At 61.3% G+C, this 18,375-nt stretch carries 16 protein-coding genes; 9 read left to right on the top strand and 7 right to left on the bottom strand.

Translation table 11 applies throughout. From position 1 onward, the window contains the following. Nucleotides 1-109: 109 nt before the first annotated feature. From AC1TXO_RS08725 to AC1TXO_RS08710, 4 genes are all read right to left on the bottom strand, one after another. Nucleotides 110-1,240 (bottom strand): lactonase family protein, encoded by a 1,131-nt coding sequence (locus AC1TXO_RS08725; RefSeq protein ID WP_486405931.1) that lies wholly within the window; start codon nucleotides 1,238-1,240, stop codon nucleotides 110-112. Continuing rightward, nucleotides 1,206-1,496, bottom strand: coding sequence for a DUF5629 family protein (locus AC1TXO_RS08720; RefSeq protein WP_486405930.1), 291 nt, complete (start codon nucleotides 1,494-1,496; stop codon nucleotides 1,206-1,208). Before AC1TXO_RS08720 ends, AC1TXO_RS08725 begins: the two co-directional genes overlap by 35 nt. Before the next feature lie 84 nt (nucleotides 1,497-1,580). Further along, on the bottom strand, nucleotides 1,581-3,959 hold the full coding sequence (locus tag AC1TXO_RS08715) for an efflux RND transporter permease subunit (RefSeq protein WP_486406817.1): 2,379 nt from the start codon (nucleotides 3,957-3,959) through the stop codon (nucleotides 1,581-1,583). Nucleotides 3,960-3,979: 20 nt separating this feature from the next. Further along, nucleotides 3,980-5,002, bottom strand: coding sequence for a WD40/YVTN/BNR-like repeat-containing protein (locus tag AC1TXO_RS08710; RefSeq protein WP_486405929.1), 1,023 nt, complete (start codon nucleotides 5,000-5,002; stop codon nucleotides 3,980-3,982). Between the two features lie 361 nt (nucleotides 5,003-5,363). On the opposite strand from AC1TXO_RS08710, the gene AC1TXO_RS08705 reads away from it, so the two are divergent. From AC1TXO_RS08705 to AC1TXO_RS08665, 9 genes are all read left to right on the top strand, one after another. Beyond that, on the top strand, nucleotides 5,364-7,469 hold the full coding sequence (locus tag AC1TXO_RS08705) for a type VI secretion system Vgr family protein (RefSeq protein ID WP_486405928.1): 2,106 nt from the start codon (nucleotides 5,364-5,366) through the stop codon (nucleotides 7,467-7,469). Next, nucleotides 7,466-8,041, top strand: coding sequence for a DUF4123 domain-containing protein (locus tag AC1TXO_RS08700; RefSeq protein ID WP_486405927.1), 576 nt, complete (start codon nucleotides 7,466-7,468; stop codon nucleotides 8,039-8,041). Before AC1TXO_RS08705 ends, AC1TXO_RS08700 begins: the two co-directional genes overlap by 4 nt. Then, on the top strand, nucleotides 8,038-8,880 hold the full coding sequence (locus tag AC1TXO_RS08695) for a hypothetical protein (RefSeq protein ID WP_486405926.1): 843 nt from the start codon (nucleotides 8,038-8,040) through the stop codon (nucleotides 8,878-8,880). Before AC1TXO_RS08700 ends, AC1TXO_RS08695 begins: the two co-directional genes overlap by 4 nt. Next, nucleotides 8,873-10,756, top strand: coding sequence for a hypothetical protein (locus AC1TXO_RS08690; protein ID WP_486405925.1), 1,884 nt, complete (start codon nucleotides 8,873-8,875; stop codon nucleotides 10,754-10,756). Before AC1TXO_RS08695 ends, AC1TXO_RS08690 begins: the two co-directional genes overlap by 8 nt. Nucleotide 10,757: 1 nt before the next feature. Continuing rightward, the gene (locus tag AC1TXO_RS08685) at nucleotides 10,758-11,696 is read left to right on the top strand and encodes a hypothetical protein (RefSeq protein WP_486405924.1); all 939 of its coding nucleotides are present in this window, start codon (nucleotides 10,758-10,760) and stop codon (nucleotides 11,694-11,696) included. A gap of 51 nt (nucleotides 11,697-11,747) precedes the next feature. After that, on the top strand, nucleotides 11,748-12,038 hold the full coding sequence (locus tag AC1TXO_RS08680; RefSeq protein WP_486405923.1) for a hypothetical protein: 291 nt from the start codon (nucleotides 11,748-11,750) through the stop codon (nucleotides 12,036-12,038). A gap of 42 nt (nucleotides 12,039-12,080) precedes the next feature. Beyond that, complete coding sequence (locus AC1TXO_RS08675; protein WP_486405922.1) at nucleotides 12,081-13,019, top strand: hypothetical protein; 939 nt, start codon at nucleotides 12,081-12,083, stop codon at nucleotides 13,017-13,019. Between the two features lie 216 nt (nucleotides 13,020-13,235). After that, complete coding sequence (locus tag AC1TXO_RS08670) at nucleotides 13,236-14,165, top strand: hypothetical protein (RefSeq protein WP_486405921.1); 930 nt, start codon at nucleotides 13,236-13,238, stop codon at nucleotides 14,163-14,165. Nucleotides 14,166-14,247: 82 nt separating this feature from the next. Next, complete coding sequence (locus AC1TXO_RS08665) at nucleotides 14,248-14,517, top strand: PAAR domain-containing protein (protein WP_486405920.1); 270 nt, start codon at nucleotides 14,248-14,250, stop codon at nucleotides 14,515-14,517. A gap of 85 nt (nucleotides 14,518-14,602) precedes the next feature. Here AC1TXO_RS08665 and pepN read toward each other — a convergent pair whose 3' ends face one another. The 3 genes from pepN to AC1TXO_RS08650 are packed head-to-tail and all read right to left on the bottom strand — an operon-like array spanning nucleotide 14,603 to nucleotide 18,364. Next, entirely contained in the window at nucleotides 14,603-17,263 is a 2,661-nt protein-coding gene (gene pepN, locus AC1TXO_RS08660; protein WP_486405919.1) for an aminopeptidase N, read from the bottom strand. 13 nt (nucleotides 17,264-17,276) lie between these two features. Next, on the bottom strand, nucleotides 17,277-18,107 hold the full coding sequence (locus tag AC1TXO_RS08655; protein WP_486405918.1) for a DUF2797 domain-containing protein: 831 nt from the start codon (nucleotides 18,105-18,107) through the stop codon (nucleotides 17,277-17,279). Then, a complete protein-coding gene (locus tag AC1TXO_RS08650; protein ID WP_486405917.1) occupies nucleotides 18,104-18,364 on the bottom strand; it encodes a YeaC family protein in 261 nt (86 codons plus the stop codon). The genes AC1TXO_RS08655 and AC1TXO_RS08650 overlap by 4 nt, the downstream gene beginning before the upstream one ends. Between the last annotated feature and the right edge of the window lie 11 nt (nucleotides 18,365-18,375).

The raw sequence follows: 18,375 nt of genomic DNA, 5'->3' as shown, positions 1-18,375 counted from the left end.
GTCTTCGGTGTTTGACAGTGGCCCTCTTGGGCCTTGGGTCAAACTTACGCCGACGAGGCGCTTCGCTGAAATTCATTGCAGCAGTAGCGATTATCAAGCCGATTGATAGTCAGTCGAGAAACTTCAGGTCCGAAGGCGCGTCCTGGGGCAACGTCTGTACCGTCTCGCCAAGCCTGCCGCTGCGCGGATCACGACGCATGACCACGATCTGGTTGCTCTTCTGGTTGGCCACCAACAGGAAGTTGCCGCTCGGATCGAGGGCGAACTCGCGGGGATGATCGCCTTCCACGGAGCGCCGCTGCAGCAGGGTCAGGCGGCCATCCTCCTTGCCCACGGCATAGACCACGATCTGGTTGGCCGTACCGCGGTTGCTGACATACAGAAAGCGCCCGTCGGCGGACAGGTGCAGGCCACCGGACGCCCTGGCTGCAGGCTCGCTGCTGTCGGTCAGCGGCAGGCGCTGGCGTTCGAGCAAGGCGCCGTCCTGGACGTCGAACGTCACCACTTCGCCACTCATCTCCAAGGTGAGGTAGGCGTGCCGGCCCTTGGCGTCGAACAGCAAATGACGTGGTCCGCTGCCCGGCGGCAGGCTGACGAACGCAGGATCTGCCGGGCTCAGCGGCTGGTCGGTACTGGCGCCGTCGTAGCGGTAGATGAACACCTTGTCGGCGCCCAGGTCGCTGGCGTACAGGTGCCGACCGTCGGGAGACTGCACCAGCGAGTGCACATGGGCGCCGGCCTGGCGCTGTGGATCGACCTTGCTCGGGGTATGGCGCAACTGCTGCAATACCTCGGCAAGCTTGCCGTCGCGTGCCACCGCAATCGCCACCAGGCTGCCACCCGGATCGGGCGCCACCGCATAGTTGGCGACGAACAGGTAGCGCTGGTCATGGCTGAGGCTGGCATGGGTCGGCTCGTCGCCACGACTGGCGACCTGGTTGAGCAACCTGATGTCGCCCTTGGCATTCACCGCGAAGCTGCTGACGTGCCCGGCGGGCGTCTCGTTCACCGCGAACAATTGACGCTGGTCGGCCGACAGTACCAGCCAGGACGGGCTGACAGCCTTGATCACCTGCTTCGCCGGTGAGGCAATCTGGCCGCTGCGCGGGTCGAACGCATACCGGTAGATACCCTGGCTGGCGCCGTCGGTGTAGCTGCCGACCAGCAAGGTGGCAGCCTGGGCGTAAATCGACAGGCTCATCAGACTAGCGCTCAGCAGGCACTTCCAGGTCAGGTTCATCTTCGTCATCTTCCGGGGCGCGCAGCGCACTCATCAGGACCAGACGGTATTCTGCTTGGGCATCGGCGAGCAGCCAATCGTTCCCCTCTGCCCGGGCGGCGGCGATCTGCCCGGGGGTGAAGGTCCAGCGGCGCAGTTGGCGACCGTCCATGCATTCGATGCGCAGGCCGGTTTCGTCGCAGGTGAATTCGAAGGCGTGCAGGCCGTCGATCAGGAGCATGTCGCAGGTTTGCAGGGCGGTTGCGAGAGGGGGCATGTGGGCACCTTGGGATTCGAAGGTGCCCAGTATATCGCCAGGGGTGCCTGGGGGCCCAACCCGCTCCTGACGAGCCACTTGCAGTCAATGGGCGAAGATCGAACCGCCCTCCTTGCCCACCATCTTCTCCGGCTTGATCAGGAACCGCGCCAGCGCCGGCAGCAGCCACAGCGCACCGAACATGTTCCACAGCAGCATGAAGGTCAGCATCAGGCCCATGTCGGCCTGGAACTTGATCGCCGAGAAGATCCAGGTGCATACGCCGATCGCCAGGCACAGACCGGTGAACAGCACGGCCTTGCCGGTCGAGCGCAGGGTCTCGTAATAGGCTTCCTGCAGTGGCAGGCCAGCGCGCAGGAAGCTTTCCAGACGGCTGTAGATGTAGATGCCGTAGTCCACGCCGATCCCCACGCCCAGCGCCACCACCGGCAAGGTCGCGACCTTCACGCCAATGCCCATGAAGGCCATCAGGGCGTTGCCCAGTACCGAGGTCAGCACCAGCGGCAGGACGATGCACAGGGTCGCGGCAAAGGAGCGGAAGGTGATCATGCACATCACCGCCACACAGATGTACACCAGCACCAGGATGGTCAGCTCGGCCGACTTGATCACTTCGTTGGTGGCCGCCTCGATACCGGCGTTACCCGCAGCGAGAAGGAACTGCAGCCCCTCTTTGTTGTGCGCATCGGCGAAGGTCTTGGCCGCCGCCGTGACGCGTTCGAGGGTCTCGGCCTTGTGGTCGTTGAGGAACACCAGCACCGGCGCCAGCGAGCAGTCGGCGTTGTACAGGCCGTCGGCGCGGGCGATGGAGTTGTTGAGGATGTCCGGGTTGCGCGACAGGGTCTCCCATTTCAGGCTGCCCTCGTTCATGCCCTTGATCACCTGCTTGGACACGGTCACCAGGGAGATGGTCGACTGCACGCCCGGGGTGTTGTCCATGGTCCACATCAACTCGTCGATCGGCGCCATGGTCGAGTGGATCGAGCAGCTCTCGGCCGGGGTCTTGACCATGATCACCAGCACGTCGGAGCTGGTCGAGTAGTTGTTGATGATGAAGCTGTTATCCTGGTTGTAGCGCGAGTCCGGACGCAGCTCCGGCGCTCCCTGGTCGAGGTCGCCGATCTTCAGGTTCTGGCTGTACCAGAGGCCGCCGGCAAAGGCCACCAGGGCCAGGGCGATCGACACCGGCGCCACCTTGGCGCTGGCGAAATTCGACAGCAGGCGCCAGAACGGATGCTCGCAGACCGCATCCTTCTTGCTGCGGGCGATGGCCTTCTGGCTGATGCCGACGTAGCTGATCGCCACCGGCAGCAGGATCAGGTTGGTGAACACGATCACCGCGACGCCGATCGAGGCGCCGATGGCCAGCTCGCGGATCACGCCGATGTCGATGATCAGCAGGGTGATGAAGCCCACGGCATCGGCGAGGATGGCGATCATCCCCGGCAGGAACAGCTGGCGGAAGGTGCGCCGCGCGGCAGTGAGGGCGTTGTCGGCATCGCTGGACTGCAAGGCGATGCCGTTGATCTTCTGCACCCCGTGGGAGATGCCAATGGCGAAGATCAGGAACGGCACCAGCATCGAATACGGGTCCAGGCCGAAGCCGACCGCATGCATCAGCCCCAACTGCCAGACCACCGCCACCAGGGTGGTGATGAGCACGGCGATGGTGCTGCGGATGCACCAGGTGAACCAGTACAGCAGCGCCCAGGTGATGACCAGCGCGACGCCGAAGAACATCGCCACCATCACCAGGCCGTCGATCAGGTCACCGACCTTCTTGGCGAAGCCGACGATGTGAATCTGCACGTTCGGGTTCTGCGCCTGGAACTTGTCGCGGATCTTCTCCTCCAGCTGGTGGGAGAACTTCTGGTAGTCCAGCTTGGTCAGCTTGCCCGGGTCCTGCGGGTCGGGGAAGTTTTCCAGCAGCGGGATGTCGATGATGCTCGACCTGAAGTTGTTGGCCACCAGGCGCCCGACCTGGCCGGACTTGAGCACGTTGTCGCGCAGGGTGTCGAGGCTGTGTTGCGAACCGTTGTAGGTGTTGGGGATCACCTCGCCGCCGGAGAACCCTTCCTCGGTCACCTCGCTCCAGCGCACGCTGGGGCTCCACAACGACTTCAACCCGGCACGGTCGACGCCGGGGATGTAGAACACCTCGTCATGGATCTGGCGCAGGGTCTCCATGTAGTCCTTGTCGAAGATGTCGCCGTTGACCGCTTCGACCGAGATGCGCACGGTGTTGCCGAGGTTGGCCAGGTCGTTGCGGTGCTCCATCATCTGCTCGATGAAGGGATGCTCCAGCGGAATCATTTTCTCGAAACTGGTGGACGGGCGGATCTGCGTGGCCTGCCAGAACAGGAAGATGCTGACCAGCACGCACAGGGCGATGACCACGGGGCGGTTGTTGAAGATCAGCCGCTCGAGCAGGGTGGCCTTGTCGTTGTGGTGCTGCTGGTGCATGTCGAAATTCTCCGGACGGGTCATGGCTGCACCTCCTCGGCGCCTTCGGCGGTGGCCAGGTGCACGCCACCCTGCCCCACCAGCAGCAGGCCACCGTCGGCCAGGCCGCTGACACCGGCCAGGGCGATGCGGTCGGCACGGTTGTAGACCGTGAAGGTCTGGCCGTCGTCGTGGCTGCGCAGCACGCTGCCGCCATTGCCGACCACTGCCAGGCTGCCATCATCGAGAAGCGTAGCGTTTGCCAGGCCGAATTCGAGCGGGCCGCGGCCGGCGTCCAGGGCGATCGCCTGCCAGGTGTCGCCGAAGTCGGCGGAGCGGAACAGGTTGCCGCGCAGCCCGTAGGCCAGCAGGGTGCGGGCCTGGGCCGTGCCGATCACACCGAACAACGATCCCTCGTAGGGGCCTTCGACGGGCGACCAGGTCTGGCCATCGTCGCTGGAGCGGAACATGCTGCCCTGCTCACCGACGATGAACAGGCCGGCATCCTTCACCTGGGTGATGGCATTCAGGTGCAACTGGTCGGGGTTGTCCAGGCGCTCGGCGACGTCCTGCCAGTTCTGCCCACCGTCGGTGGTTTCCAGCAGCGCGCCATAGGCGCCGACGGCAAAGCCGTGCTGTGCATCGATGAAGCGCACATCGAGCAGCGGCGCTTCGCGGGAGAGGTCTTCGAACTGCTTGCTCCAGGTGGCGCCGCCGTCGGTGCTGGCGAGGATCTGCGCATCGTGGCCGACCGCCCAGCCGCGCTTGTCGTCGAGGAAGAACACGGCCGTGAGCAACTGCCGGGTCGGCACCCGGGCCTGGGTCCAGGTCTTGCCCTGGTCGTCGGAGAACAGGATGTGGCCACGGTCGCCCACCACCACCAGGCGCTTGCCGGCGTGCACGGTATCGATCAGCAGGCTCTGGCTGGCCTTGGCCGACTCCACCGAATATTCGGCGACGGCCGCGGCCTGTGCGGTGCCTGTCCATGTGCCCAGCGCCAGTAGTGCGCCGGCCGTCAATACCAAGGCTCCGCGCCTGGCATCCGCCCTCAGCCATTCCCTCATGCCCGCCCCCTGTTGTGTTCTTGTAGTGGGTCAATGCCTGCAGGTACTGCGAAAACCCTTGTTCCAGAGCCCTGCAATAGCTTTGGGCCATCCTATCGGGGAAGATCGCGCGAGCACAACGGCCGGGACGTTATGTTTTGTTAACCGCCCCATCGCTGCACGGGATACTCGGATTCTTACCCAGCGAACGCGTTCTGTTCCGTGCGCGGCGCACCGATCCGCACTAGGGAAATCTCCCACAACACTAAAGGAAGCCACTGACAAGACGCTAATTCCCTATCGCATTACGGTCTTTTCTGACTGCACCCGGACGCTTTAGCCGTTCACAGCGGCATGCACCAGAACCCGACAAGGACCGTTTATGCCAAGCCAATCCGACTTGCGCTTCACCTTCACGCCCCTGGCAGGCAACGGTGAATTCGAGGTGGTGTCGTTCACGCTCGATGAAGCCGTCAGCACGCCCTTTCAGTTGACACTCGATCTGGTCAGCCACGAAAACGACATCGAATTCGGCCATCTACTCGATAAACCAGCATTGTTCACCCTCTGGCAAGGAGCACGACCGGTACGTTACGTCCACGGCCTGGTCAGCAGCTTCAGTCAGGGTGAAAGCGGCTTTCAGCGCACCTTCTATCACGCCCGGCTCGAACCCCAACTGGCTCGCGCAAGGCTGCGCTCGAACTGGCGCATCTTCCAACACAAGACGGTCCCGCAGATACTCCAACTGATGCTCGAGCGCCAGGGCATCACGCGATTCGAAATCAGCACCGTGCTCGACCACCAGGTCCGTGAGTTCTGTGTACAGGCAGGAGAGACGGACCTCGACTTCATGGCTCGCCTCGCGGCCGAAGAGGGCTTGGTCTACCGCTTCGCCCACAGCGCCAAGCACCACACGTTGTTCATCAGTGATCGTCTGCTGTCGATGGGTACGCTTGCCCGCGGCGCTATCCAGGCTCAAGAGCAGGATCCATTCGCTGACGAGCCACCCGCCGCCTCCTATAGCGTGCTCTACCATCGCACCGGCGGCGGTGATGCGGAACAACCATGCCTGCGCAAGCTTCGCTACAGCGAGCAGGTGCGTACCGCGCGACAGGTGCAACGCGACCATACCTTCACACACCCGGCGTACCGCCAGGAGCACAGGGCCTGCGCGCCTGCCAGTCATCTCGCCCACCAATCGTCGAACTACGAACGCTTCGACTATCCCGGCCGCTACAAGCGTGACGAGGTCGGCAAGCCGTTCACCGAAACCCGCATCAGCGCCCTGCGGCATGACGCCCGCATCGCCGAAGTCGAAGGTGACGACCTGCGTCTGCAGCCGGGCCTGGGCTTCACACTCACCGATCATCCGCGGAACGACTTCAACGTCCACTGGCGGGTCATCAGCCTGACCCACACGGGCAAGCAGTTCACCAGCCTGCAGGAGGAAGCATGCGGCGCGGACCAGGGCACGCATTACCAGCACACCGCAATGCTGGTCCCGGGACTGGACGAGTGGCGCCCTGCCCTGCTGGACAAACCTCGCGTCGACGGCCCGCATATGGCCACCGTGGTCGGACCACCTGGCGAGGAGATCTATTGCGACCAATGGGGGCGCGTCAAAGTCAGCTTCCCGTGGGACCGTGAAAGCCACGACAACGAGTTCAGTTCCTGCTGGGTACGGGTATCGCAGGGTTGGGCCGGGGGCAGTTGGGGATCGATGGCCATCCCGCGCATCGGCAACGACGTGATCATCCACTACGTCAATGGCGACCCCGACCAGCCCATGATCACCGGTCGCACCTACTGCGGCACCCAGCTGCCGCCCTACGACCTGCCTGACCACAAGACGCGCATGACCATCAAGAGCCAGACCCACAAAGGCAACGGCTTCAATGAACTACGTTTCGAGGATGAACTGGGCTGCGAAGAAGTGTTCATTCATGCCCAGAGGAATATGAACACCAAGGTGCTGCATGATGACCAGCGCACCGTCGGCAACGACCAGACCACCACGACTGGCCGTGATGCGCAGTCCAGCATTGCCCGGGACGAAACAACCAGCACAGGGCGCGACCGCCGCGATCATGTGCACCAAGACAGTTTCACCACCATCGACCGCAACGCAGTACGCGACGTCGGCAATGCCAGCAAGGAAACCGTCGGCACGGACCAGCACCTCACGGTAGGGCGAAACCAGACACTCATCATCGAAGGTACTCGCACCCTCGAGGTCCGCACCGGCCAACGCTTGCTGACCCCCTCCTACATGCTCCAGGGCACCGAGCGCATCCATATTCGTGGCCCCAGCGGCAAGATCGTCTTCGATGCCGACGGCATCACCATCGAAGCGACGAATATCCGTTTCTACGGCAACGTCACCTACCAGACGCCGGCAAACGCCCAGACCGACGCGCTCGAAGCGGCGATTCGCGAGGGTTCGCCACTTATCGAGGAATGCCCCTTCGGCGAGAAGGGGGGCGCATGAGCTTTATTGCGCAGTTGCGCGAATACGGGCTCGGAACAGAGCCTGACAGAGGCCATCTGTATCTGCTCGCAGAAGCCTCCGCCCACCCAGGGTTGATAGGTCGTCTGGAGTTTCAGGGAACAAGCCACTTATGCCTCTGGCACCTGGAGCCGGGGGGCGGGCTGGAAAAGCATGCTCCGTGGCTGTTCCAGCTTACCCCCGACAGCGCTCTCGATACCTGGCTAGGTTCCGCGCACGCCGGCCTGGGCTGCACCGTGATCGAGACCGATGCAGCGATTGCAGCACTGGCGCAACACCTGCGCCGGTTCAGCAAGATCCAGCAGGGCAAAAAACGCTACTACTTGCGTCTGGGTGACCCCGAGTCGCTGAGTTTCTATGTCGAGTCACTGGCAAGGCAGCCGACTGCGCTAGCTCAGTTGTTCGATCACGGGCGTCTGCGCACGCTCTATTTCCATGACCCAAAAACCGAGTTGGCAATGGCCGCACAACTGTTGTTCGAGCAAGCAGCGGACACGTGCGAGCAGATCGGCTGCTTGGCCTGGCGTTTTCCTCGACCGAAGGGCACGCCATGAAGCTGCCGCCCCTGGAACTCGAGGCTGTACGCAAAGCCATGCTGCATGCCAACAACCGCCGCCTCTCCCGAGGCCTGCTGGCAGCGCTCGGGCCTTCGCTGGCCACGCTGCATACCCGCCCCGAACGCGTGCCGCTGCTGCTCGCCTGCGTTACCGACATACTCGAGCATACCGAAGCCTACCACCCTGGTGACTACAGCATCCTGGTCCTGCCTCATTTCCTCCTGGGACTGGGGTGGTGGAAAGACCCGGCCTGCGAGCTGCTGGCACACATCGATCAAGCCCCCGGCATGCGCCAGCACGAGCGGCTGGCCCTGTTGGCCGAGCACACTATCACCCATCGCCAGCATTTGGAGAAGCAGCTATCGCGCATGCATGACATCACCCTGTCCATGCTCGAGGCCCCAACGCAAAGCGAAGATCCCAACCAACTCTGGCACGCCCTCGGGCAATTGATGACGCTGCGTGGTATCGCATGCGAAAGGCACAAGGCCAGTTATCGTCTATACGAGGCCGATGCCTACGCCAGGTACACGCTGGCCCGGCCCTCGTACCAGGAACTCAGCGGCAACCAACTACTCGGTTACCAGCATTACGGCATGCGGATTCCGCAGCCGTCCGACGACCTGCGAAAGCTTGCCCCCCTCTCACGCCATCACGTGTTGTCGCACATCGCGCTAGCGATCACGTTCGGGCGCTTTTTCCACCATAACCCTTTGTTCAGTCCATGGGTCAAGCCACTGGATGAACTGCAATGCCCACGCGAAAGAGGCCGGCAGTTGGCCCGGGAACTGATCGCTCACCAGCAAGCACTCAAGGACGCCCTCTCGCATGCCTGAACCCCTTCCGAACCCTGGCCTGGAGCGGTTGCGCCAGGACGTACGCAACGGCGCCCTGCCCGCTCCAGCCAGTGTCTGCATTCCCTGCTCGCTCCCCGGCGCATTGTTTTCGCTCGATGGCATGGACGGTTGCGACTCGCTGCTGGGCATCCCCTCGCGCGATGGCGTTGGCCCAGGCTGGTTCCGCAACAACCCGTGGATCCGCGACCGCGCCCGCAACTACCGCGATACGTTCTTGCAACAAGTGCTGGAACACGCCGGCACGACCCTGGGCGATGCCTGGCTCGCCGAGTTCCATGCCTTTGTCAGCCGCGAAAAATTCGAACTGCTGTGCGTCGACGAGCAGATCCGGGACAACGACTTGGCGCCGCCGGTGCTCGACCATATGGGTGTCCGTACCCATGACGGGCTCGGCTTCGAACTGCAGCGCAACTTCCTGTTCCTCGCCGGCAAGCTCTATTTCGCCACATTCACCCACGCCAGCTGGGCTGAAGCTGCGCGCGAGGAATACCTCGACGACAACGGCGAGCGCCGGATCAGCCCGCCGTATACCTGGCATAACCCCACCGGCCTGTACCCCATTGCCGACGCGTGCGAGCAGTTGGCACGGCATTTCATCGAGGCCAAGGCCAGCGCGCGCTTCTGGGCGGGTGTAGCAGGCGCTGGCGAAGCCGCCCTCGGCGTGTTGGCGATGATACCGGTGGCACGTGGTATCACCGGCGGTGTCACCATGGGCCGTTATGCCTTCGCCGCCATCGAAGCCGCGCTGGCCGCCGATGCCATTGTCGATGGCAGCAGCCGCATGATCACCGGCGAAGGCTTGAGCATCGGCGAACGATTCTTCACTGACCTGGCGCGCCTGGCCAACCCCGACACCGCCGAAGCCCGCGGCAAGCAGGTGTTCATGGCCATCAACCTCGCCCTGTTGCTGCCTGCGGCCTACGGTGGTGCCCGCTGGCTGATGCATAAGGTCCGCCCCGGCAGCGTGACCACCGTGCGCCTGGACGACAGCGCCTTGAGCGAAGACGCAGTCCGATGGCTGGGCAGGCGGACAGCGGGCGAAGTCAACGTACTGGAAACCCGTATCGACCGACGCGTGGTTGACGGCGGCCTGCCAGTGCGCGCCAGCGAGCTGCATTCGGTGGAGCGCAACGCCAGCCTGGTAGGCCTGGACGTCACCGGCGGCAAGGCCGACTACCAGTACATGGCCACCACCCTGCGCGACCGCCTGGTGGCATTGATCCAGCACAGCGTCGGGCCGGTACGCATGGGCGGCAGCCTGACCCGAGTGGTCGCCGATGCCGGCGAAGAAGCGCTGGCGGCGGCGTTGGTCAGTCACTGGAAGGTCAAGCCCGAGAACATCCTCGGGCTCAGCACCCAGCCCGGCAAGGCCAGCCAGTTCGGGCTGAAGAACAGGAGCGATCAAGGCATCGACATGCTGGTGTACGTGCCGCCACCGCCGTCGATGACCGTGAGGAACCCCACTACCGGGGCCATGCGCCATCACCTCGATGGGATCAAAGGGACGGCACCGGTGGAAGAGTTGAAGTTCGAGGAAGGGACATTGTTGGTGATCGAGGTGAAGACGACGCTGGGGAAGAGTAGGACGCCTGGTTTTTTGAAGACTCAAGCCAGTGGGGGCAAACAAAACATGCAGCGAATCGAAAGCCTCATACGAAAACAGCGTCAGGGATGGGAAGAAGCTTCCTTGAAAGCAATGGACCCTGACTTCACATCAAAATTGACTGCCATCCGAAAGAGTACGCTCGAAGGCAAAGCTTTTCACATACACGCCCAAGTCTTCTTTGACCCTAAAGGCAAACCAAGCACGCTGATAGAAAACGCTAACGGCATTCAACTAAACCACTGGAATTAACATGAGAACAGAAGAAAGCTTACGATTAACAAAAAGTTTAAAAACAATAGACTCCTGGGCAAAAAACAAGCCAACTTTAAACCTCAATCACATCACAAGATACTTGGAGAGCAACGATTCATTCGGCATGGCCGCCGATGAGTTTTTCTCGAGAGGAATGGCGAAAATTGCAGATGCCATGCATAACACCCCACACTATGGATGCAAAACCAAAACAGCACAACTCGCCCAAGGAGTGCTAGAACTACTTATATCAGACGCGATAATGATTGAGCGCTTACGGGAAACCAATACAACGAGTTTTGATGACTTGGACGGCATTACCCATGTCATGTTTTGTGCGATTTCCACCGGCCAACTCAGTCTGATCGAACCCTTCCATCAAGCTGTTTTTTTCGGTTTAAACGGTGGTTACGGCGTTGGGGACGGCCACAATCTGCCCATAGGCACTACCCTACGCTATGCAGCCTTCGGCCTCACCATCATCGGCGATTGGCTCGGCAAACCACTCGATCTCGACAAACACGCTCTCCCCCGCGACCCCGCCTGGGGCCAACTGGTCGCACATTGGCGCGAACCCGATCCCGAAAAGCTCCTCCCCATCCTGCTCGACGCCTGCGATACCCATGTCGAGCGCATTGCTCTGAATTCACGCGAGGTCGACTCCGGCAATTTCGAATTCGGCTCGCCCTTCGAAGCGGTCTATCCCGCCGAAATACTCGCCATCAAGAACCTGCGCCTTTCGCTCGGTCTGAAGACTCCTTTCATCGATCACCCGTTGATGAAAAGCCCCTACGCCATGCTGACCTTGCCACCAAACACACCGTTGGAGCACGACGAACTGCTGGAGCAATTCTTGAAAGCTGCTTGCCGCTACAACCCTGAAGCCGCTCCTGAGGGGTTGTATGAAGCTGTGCGCGAAACTGGCGCGATACGTTGACGCATGCTTGGTCAATAGCCGTCGCGCCGCCGCCGGACAAAGAAGCCCTGGTTGAAGTTCGAAGAAGGAACGTTGTTGGTGATCGAGGTGAAGGCGACGCTGGGGAAGAGTAGGACGCCTGGGTTTTTGAAGACTCAAGCGCATGGAGGGGAGAAAAATTTGAAACGAATTCTTAATCTTATCAACAAGCAAGGACCAGGGTGGAACAAAGAAAACTTGAAAAATACTGATAAGTATTTCCCTATAAACTCGAAGCAATTGAGCAACAACTTATCGAAAGCAAAATATCTTATCCGCATGCACAAGTCTTCTTCAACCACAAAGGCAACGCAAATTTCTTAACCGGAAACACCAAAGGGATTCAAATCAACAATTGGAGCCGACATGAATAAAAAAACCAGACTCGCCCTGGAGAGAAACTTCAAAGCAGTGGAGTCATGGGCTATCAGCGAGCTCCCCGTCAGCACTAGCAAGCTCGCGAGTTACTTAAAGGGTGAGACCTCCATCGGCATTGCTGCGACTCAAATCTTCAAGATAGGAATGACGAATATCGGAAAATCATGCAGACACATATCCACTTACCCCTCACATACAGAGGCAAAATATTTAGCTTTGGGTGCTACAGAGCTCATTGTCGCAGATGCAATAAACATCGAACGACTACGGGTTTCTAAGCACACTGCTCTCGACGACCTAGATGGTGTAACCCATGCCATGTTTCGAGCCCTCGCCACAGGCCAGCTCAAACTGATTCCGCCTTTCTACAAAGCAGTGTTGGACGGTCTGGAAAACGGCTACGGCGTGGATGACGGCCACAATCTGCCCATAGGCACTACCCTGCGCTATGCCGCCTTCGGCCTCACCATCATCGGTGATTGGCTCGGCAAACCTCTCGACCTCGACAAACATGCTCTCCCTCGCGACCCCGCCTGGGGCCAACTGGTCGCGCACTGGCGCGAACCGGATCCCGAAAAACTCCTCCCCATCCTGCTCGACGCCTGCGATACCCACGTCGAACGCATTGCCCTGAATTCACGCGAAGTCGACTCCGGCCATTTCGAATTCGGCTCACCCTTCGAGGCCGTCTACCCCGCCGAAATCCTCGCCATCAAAAATCTGCGCCACTCCCTCGGCCTGGAGACCCCTTTCATCGATCACCCATTGATGAAAAGCCCCTACGCCATGCTGACCTTGCCGCCAAACACACCGTTGGAGCACGACGAACTGTTGGAGCAATTCATGAAAGCTGCCTGCCGCTACAACCCTGAAGCCGTTCCTGAGGGGTTGTATGAAGCTGTGCGCGAAACTGGCGCGATACGTTGACGCATGCTTGGTCCATAGCCACCGCGCCACTACCGAACGAAGAAGCCTTGGCGGCAGCGTTGATCAGCCACTGGAAGTTCAAGCCTGAGAACACCCTCGGGCTCAGCACCCAGCCCGGCAAGGCAAACCTCCACACTCAAGTTTTTGATTCCGCAGGAAACCGAGCAGGTTGTTCGGGATTAGTACTGGCGTTCAAATCAATTACTGGAACTAGACATGACTAAAGATAGACTCAGAAAAACGCTCAACCAAATTCACGCTTGGGCTAAATATGACATGCCAACTAGAGACCACATACTCAATTCGTACCTTGACGGCAGCGGAAATATAGCAATCGCCTGCAGCGAACTCTACACAATTGGCATGAACGACCTTGGAAAAGCCCTGCAATCAGAGCCGAGAAACAATACATATATTGCAACGCTTCGATTAAGCATAGGACTTTCCAAACAATTGGTTGCCAATTCAATTCTAATCAGCAGCTTCAAAGGTACTGCGAGAAATGCAATAAACGATCTGGATGGTATTACCCAGCAGATGTTCTACACGCTTGCTATTGGACAATTTGGGATGATCGTGCCTTTCCACAAAACAGTTATCACAGGGCTGGAAAACGGTTACGGCTTTCGTGATGGCCACGATCTCCCAATCGGCACCACCCTACGTTATGCAGCATTCGGCCTCACCATCATCGGCGATTGGCTAGGCAAACCTCTCGACCTCGACAAACACGCGCTCCCCCGCGACCCCGCCTGGGGCCAACTGGTCGCACACTGGCGCGAACCCGATCCCGAAAAGCTCCTCCCAATCCTGCTAGCCGCCTGCGATACCCACGTCGAACGCATTGCCCTGAATTCACGCGAAGTCGACTCCGGCAATTTCGAATTCGGCTCACCCTTCGAGGCCGTCTACCCCGCCGAAATCCTCGCCATCAAAAACCTGCGCCACTCGCTCGGCCTGAAGACTCCTTTCATCGATCACCCGTTGATGAAAAGCCCCTACGCCATGCTGACCTTGCCACCAAACACACCGTTGGATCACGACGAACTGCTGGAGCAATTCTTGAAAGCTGCCTGCCGCTACAACCCTGAAGCCGTTCCTGAGGGGTTGTATGAAGCTGTGCGCGAAACGGGCGCGATAGGTTGACGCCGAAGAAGAACACGGTGGTGAGTAAACATTCTGGAAGGGTTTTACAAAAGGGTTCCAAGGATCAAAGGAGATCTGAAGCATGAGCAGACGCGGTGCCATTCGCATGGAAGACGCCCACTCCGGAGGGGGCAGGATGATCGAGGCCAGCGGTATGCTGATCAACGGTCGTGCGCAGTGTGTACTCGGGGATCGAGCAGAGTGCCCACTGCACAGCGGGGTATTCGCACTTGTCTCAGGCGGGGACAACAGCATCGAATCAAATGGCAAACCCTTGGTGTTCGAGCCAGCCAAGCTGGACTGTGGCTGCCAGGTCAGGTCCAGTTGCTCAGCGGGATATGCCAGGCGCTGAACAGAGCATTGGCTCGAGTATTCGCCTCATCGCCGACCTACCTGCTCGCCAGGGCTCAGGTTGGTCGACGATGAGGTCAGCGTGATCAAGCCAGGCTCTTGCTCACCACCTCATACACATCGCTGGACAGCGTGCCGGACGCAAGAATCCGCTCCAGTTCGCCCTTCATCAGCGCCTGACGCGCGGCATCGTACTTGCGCCAGCGGGTCAGCGGCGCCAGTTGGCGCGAGGCGATCTGCGGGTTCAGTGCATTGAGCTCGATCACCAGGTCCGCCAGGAAGCGATAGCCCGAGCCGTCGCCGGCATGGAAGTTGACCAGGTTCTGCCCGGCGAAGGCGCCGACCAGCGCACGCACCTTGTTCGGGTTCTTCAGGGTGAAGGCCGGGTGCTGCATCAGCGCCTTGACCCGCGCCAGCCCGCCCGGAAGGCTGCTTGCCGCCTGCACGCTGAACCACTGGTCCATGACCAGGGGGTTATCTTTGAAGTGCTCGGCAAAGGCCTCCAGCGCCTTGGCGCGCTCGGCTTCGAACGGCGAGTTGACCAGCACCGCCAGCGCGGTCAGGCGCTCGGTCATGTTGTCGGCCTGCTCGAACTGCTCGAGGGTCGCTTGCAGCACTTGCGCCTTGCCGCTGAGCATCAGGTACGACAACGCGATGTTCTGCAGGCTGCGACGGGCGAAGTGCTCGGCCGCGGCTACATAAGCGGTGTTGCGCGACACCTCGCGGTTGGCCTGGTAGCGCGCCCACAGCGCATCGAACAGCTGCGTGGCGATCTGCTGGCGGGCGAACTCGCGGGCGGCGTGGATGGCGTCGACATCGGCCACCTGGCTGATCTCGGTGAGGTAGGCCTCGCCTGGCAGCGACAGCATCTCGGCGACCATGGCCGGGTCCAGCGCCTCGTTGCCCAGCACGGTGCCCAGGGCAGTGATCAGCCGTGGGTCGAGCTTGAGCGCCTCGCCGCGCTGGTGCTGGCCGATCAGTTCCTGCAGCACCTGTACCGCCAGTTGCTGGCCCGCTTCCCAGCGGTTGAAGCCGTCGCTGTCGTGCTGCATGAGGAACATCAGCTGGTCGCGGTCGTAGGGGAAGCTCAGCTTGACCGGCGCGCTGAAGCCACGCAGCAGCGACGGCAGCGGCTTGGCGGCGATGCCCTGGAAGGTGAAGGTCTGCTCGGCTTCGGTGACCGACAGCACGCGGCTGGTGGCGGCGCTGGCGGCAGTTTCACCGGCCAGTTGCAGCGGCAGGTCATTGCCCTCGGCATCGAGCAGGCCCAATGCCACCGGGATCACGAACGGCAGCTTGTCAGCCTTGTCCGGCGTCTGCGGGCAGCTCTGGCGGAAGGTCAGGCTGTAGGTCTGCGCAGCGCCATCGTAGGTTTCGCTGACCGCAAGGCGCGGCGTGCCGGCCTGGCTGTACCAACGCTTGAACTGGGTCAGGTCGACACCGTTGGCGTCTTCCATGGCCTTGATGAAGTCGTCGGTGGTCACCGCCTGGCCATCGTGACGCTCGAAATACAGGTCGCTGCCCTTGCGGAAGCCTTCGGCGCCCAGCAGCGTGCGGACCATGCCCACCACTTCGGCGCCCTTCTCGTACACGGTCAGGGTGTAGAAGTTGGAGATCTCGATGAAGCTGTCCGGCCGCACCGGGTGGGCCATGGGGCCGGCATCTTCGGCGAACTGGTGGGTGCGCAGGTAAGCGACATCCTCGATGCGCTTGACCGTGCGCGAGTTCATGTCGGCGCTGAACTCGGCATCGCGGAACACCGTGAAGCCTTCCTTGAGCGACAGTTGGAACCAGTCGCGGCAGGTCACGCGGTTGCCCGACCAGTTGTGGAAGTACTCGTGGGCGACCACCCCTTCGACACGCTGGTGCGCGGCATCGGTGGCGGTTTCGGCGCGGGCCAGCACGCAGCTCGAGTTGAAGATGTTCAGGCCCTTGTTTTCCATGGCGCCCATGTTGAAATCGTTGACCGCGACGATCATGAAGATGTCCAGGTCGTATTCACGGCCGTAGACCTCTTCGTCCCAGCGCATGGACTTCTTCAGGCTGACCATGGCGTGGTCGCACTTGTCGATGTTCTCGGGTTCGACATAGATGCGCAGGGTCACGTCGCGACCCGACTGGCGGGTGAAGCTGTCCTCGACGCACCACAGGTCGCCCGCCACCAACGCGAACAGGTAGGCCGGCTTCTTGAACGGGTCTTCCCAGGTCGCCCAGTGGCGGCCGTCTTCCGCCGGGCCGCTGCCGACCGGGTTGCCGTTCGACAGCAATACCGGGTAGCGATGCTGCTCGGCGATCACCGTGGTGGTGAAGCTGCTCATCACGTCCGGGCGATCGAGGTAGTAGGTGATTTTGCGGAAGCCTTCGGCCTCGCACTGGGTGCAGAACATCGTGCCGGACTTGTACAGCCCTTCCAGCGCGGTGTTGCTTTCCGGGTGGATCTTCACGCTGGTGTCGAGGGTGAAGCGCTCGGCCTTGGGGTAGACCGTCAGGCTGCTGTCATCGAGCTGGTAGTCAGCCGCCGTCAGCTCCTGGTCGTCCAGCGCGGCACGCTGCAGTTCCAGCTGCTGGCCATCGAGCACCAGCGCCGGCAAGCCGGCACCACGCTCGGGGTTGCGGCGCATGACCAGTTGCGCATGGACCAGGGTATGGTCCTCGAACAGCTCGAAGGTCAGGTGCGTCTCGTCGATCAGGTACTCGGGCGCCTGGTAGTCCTTGAGGTAGATCACTTGCGGTTGTTCGGTACGCATGGTGACGATCCTTTTACTGGAGCACGGCCAGCTGGTAGGCCGTGTACTTGCGAATATTGATCACGCCGGTGTCGAAGATCAGGTACTGGCCCTTGATGCCCAGCAGGGTGCCTTCCACGACCGGGTCCTTGTCGAGGTTGAAGCTGACGATCTTTTTCGGGTAGGCCTGCACCGGGTAGCGCATCTGCACCACTTCGGCATCGGGCAGCGGCTGGATCGCCTGCAGCCCGAAACGCCCCTGCAGCTCGCGCAAGCCGTCGGCGCAGGCGTCGAAGATCTGTTCGCGGACGGCCGGCAGGTCGAGCACCTCGGCATCGCCCTTGAGCAGTGCGCGCCAGTTGGTGCGGTCCGGCACCTGGCTGCGCAGCAGGTCTTCGACCAGGCCCGATTGCTGGCGGGTGGCCACGCGCATGATCGGCAGCGCCTGGCTGGCGCCCTGGTCGAGCCAGCGGGTGGGCAGCTGGGTGGCGCGGGTGATGCCGACCTTGATGCCCGACGAGTTGGCCAGGTAAACCACATGATCGGTCATGCAGAACTGCTCGCCCCACGACGGCTCGCGGCAGGTGCCGGCGTCGTAGTGGCAGCGTTCCGGGGCCATGATGCACACGTCGCACTGGGCCAGCCTGGTCATGCAGGGGTAGCAGTAGCCCTGGCTGAAGCTGGTCTTGGTGCGCTTGCCGCAATGGGTGCAGTGGATCGCACCGAGGTATTCCAGACGCAGAGACTGGCCGATCAACGGGTTGACCGGCACCTGCTGTTCACCGAGGCGAAAGCTGTACTGCACGACCGGTGCTTCGAGACGCACCGCCATCTTGCTCAGGGAGCCACGAGCGAGTTCGATCAATGTACCGAGTCCGACTTGAACAGGATGTTGGGGATCGGCGCGGATTTGGAGGCGCATTCCTGCGGCCCCATGTAGCCGGTGCGCTCTTCCTCGGGCAGGTTCTGGATTTCCCAGGCGATCACCGCCTGCAGCGACAGCTCTTTCTGCTCGGGAGTGAGCTTGCGGCCGTCGGACCATTTGCCGATTTCCACCGCCGTCTTCAGGCTCTGGTAGATCTCGGGGGTGATGTTTTCGATCATTTGCGCGAACGTGGACATGTACGTCTCCT

The organism is Pseudomonas sp. FA117, assembly GCF_057370475.1.
The sequence above is the reverse complement of the archived record's forward strand: the minus strand, read 5'-3'. Positions and strand labels throughout refer to the sequence as shown.

Bases quoted from the DNA above. Each gene is read 5' to 3' on its own strand.
- AC1TXO_RS08710 (WP_486405929.1), bottom strand. From the start codon at position 5,002: ATGAGGGAATGGCTGAGGGCGGATGCCAGGCGCGGAGCCTTGGTATTG.
- AC1TXO_RS08700 (WP_486405927.1), top strand. From the start codon at position 7,466: ATGAGCTTTATTGCGCAGTTGCGCGAATACGGGCTCGGAACAGAGCCT.
- AC1TXO_RS08720 (WP_486405930.1), bottom strand. From the start codon at position 1,496: ATGCCCCCTCTCGCAACCGCCCTGCAAACCTGCGACATGCTCCTGATC.
- AC1TXO_RS08690 (WP_486405925.1), top strand. From the start codon at position 8,873: ATGCCTGAACCCCTTCCGAACCCTGGCCTGGAGCGGTTGCGCCAGGAC.
- AC1TXO_RS08685 (WP_486405924.1), top strand. From the start codon at position 10,758: ATGAGAACAGAAGAAAGCTTACGATTAACAAAAAGTTTAAAAACAATA.
- AC1TXO_RS08725 (WP_486405931.1), bottom strand. From the start codon at position 1,240: ATGAACCTGACCTGGAAGTGCCTGCTGAGCGCTAGTCTGATGAGCCTG.
- AC1TXO_RS08695 (WP_486405926.1), top strand. From the start codon at position 8,038: ATGAAGCTGCCGCCCCTGGAACTCGAGGCTGTACGCAAAGCCATGCTG.
- pepN (WP_486405919.1), bottom strand. From the start codon at position 17,263: ATGCGTACCGAACAACCGCAAGTGATCTACCTCAAGGACTACCAGGCG.
- AC1TXO_RS08715 (WP_486406817.1), bottom strand. From the start codon at position 3,959: ATGCACCAGCAGCACCACAACGACAAGGCCACCCTGCTCGAGCGGCTG.
- AC1TXO_RS08705 (WP_486405928.1), top strand. From the start codon at position 5,364: ATGCCAAGCCAATCCGACTTGCGCTTCACCTTCACGCCCCTGGCAGGC.
- AC1TXO_RS08665 (WP_486405920.1), top strand. From the start codon at position 14,248: ATGAGCAGACGCGGTGCCATTCGCATGGAAGACGCCCACTCCGGAGGG.
- AC1TXO_RS08670 (WP_486405921.1), top strand. From the start codon at position 13,236: ATGACTAAAGATAGACTCAGAAAAACGCTCAACCAAATTCACGCTTGG.
- AC1TXO_RS08675 (WP_486405922.1), top strand. From the start codon at position 12,081: ATGAATAAAAAAACCAGACTCGCCCTGGAGAGAAACTTCAAAGCAGTG.
- AC1TXO_RS08650 (WP_486405917.1), bottom strand. From the start codon at position 18,364: ATGTCCACGTTCGCGCAAATGATCGAAAACATCACCCCCGAGATCTAC.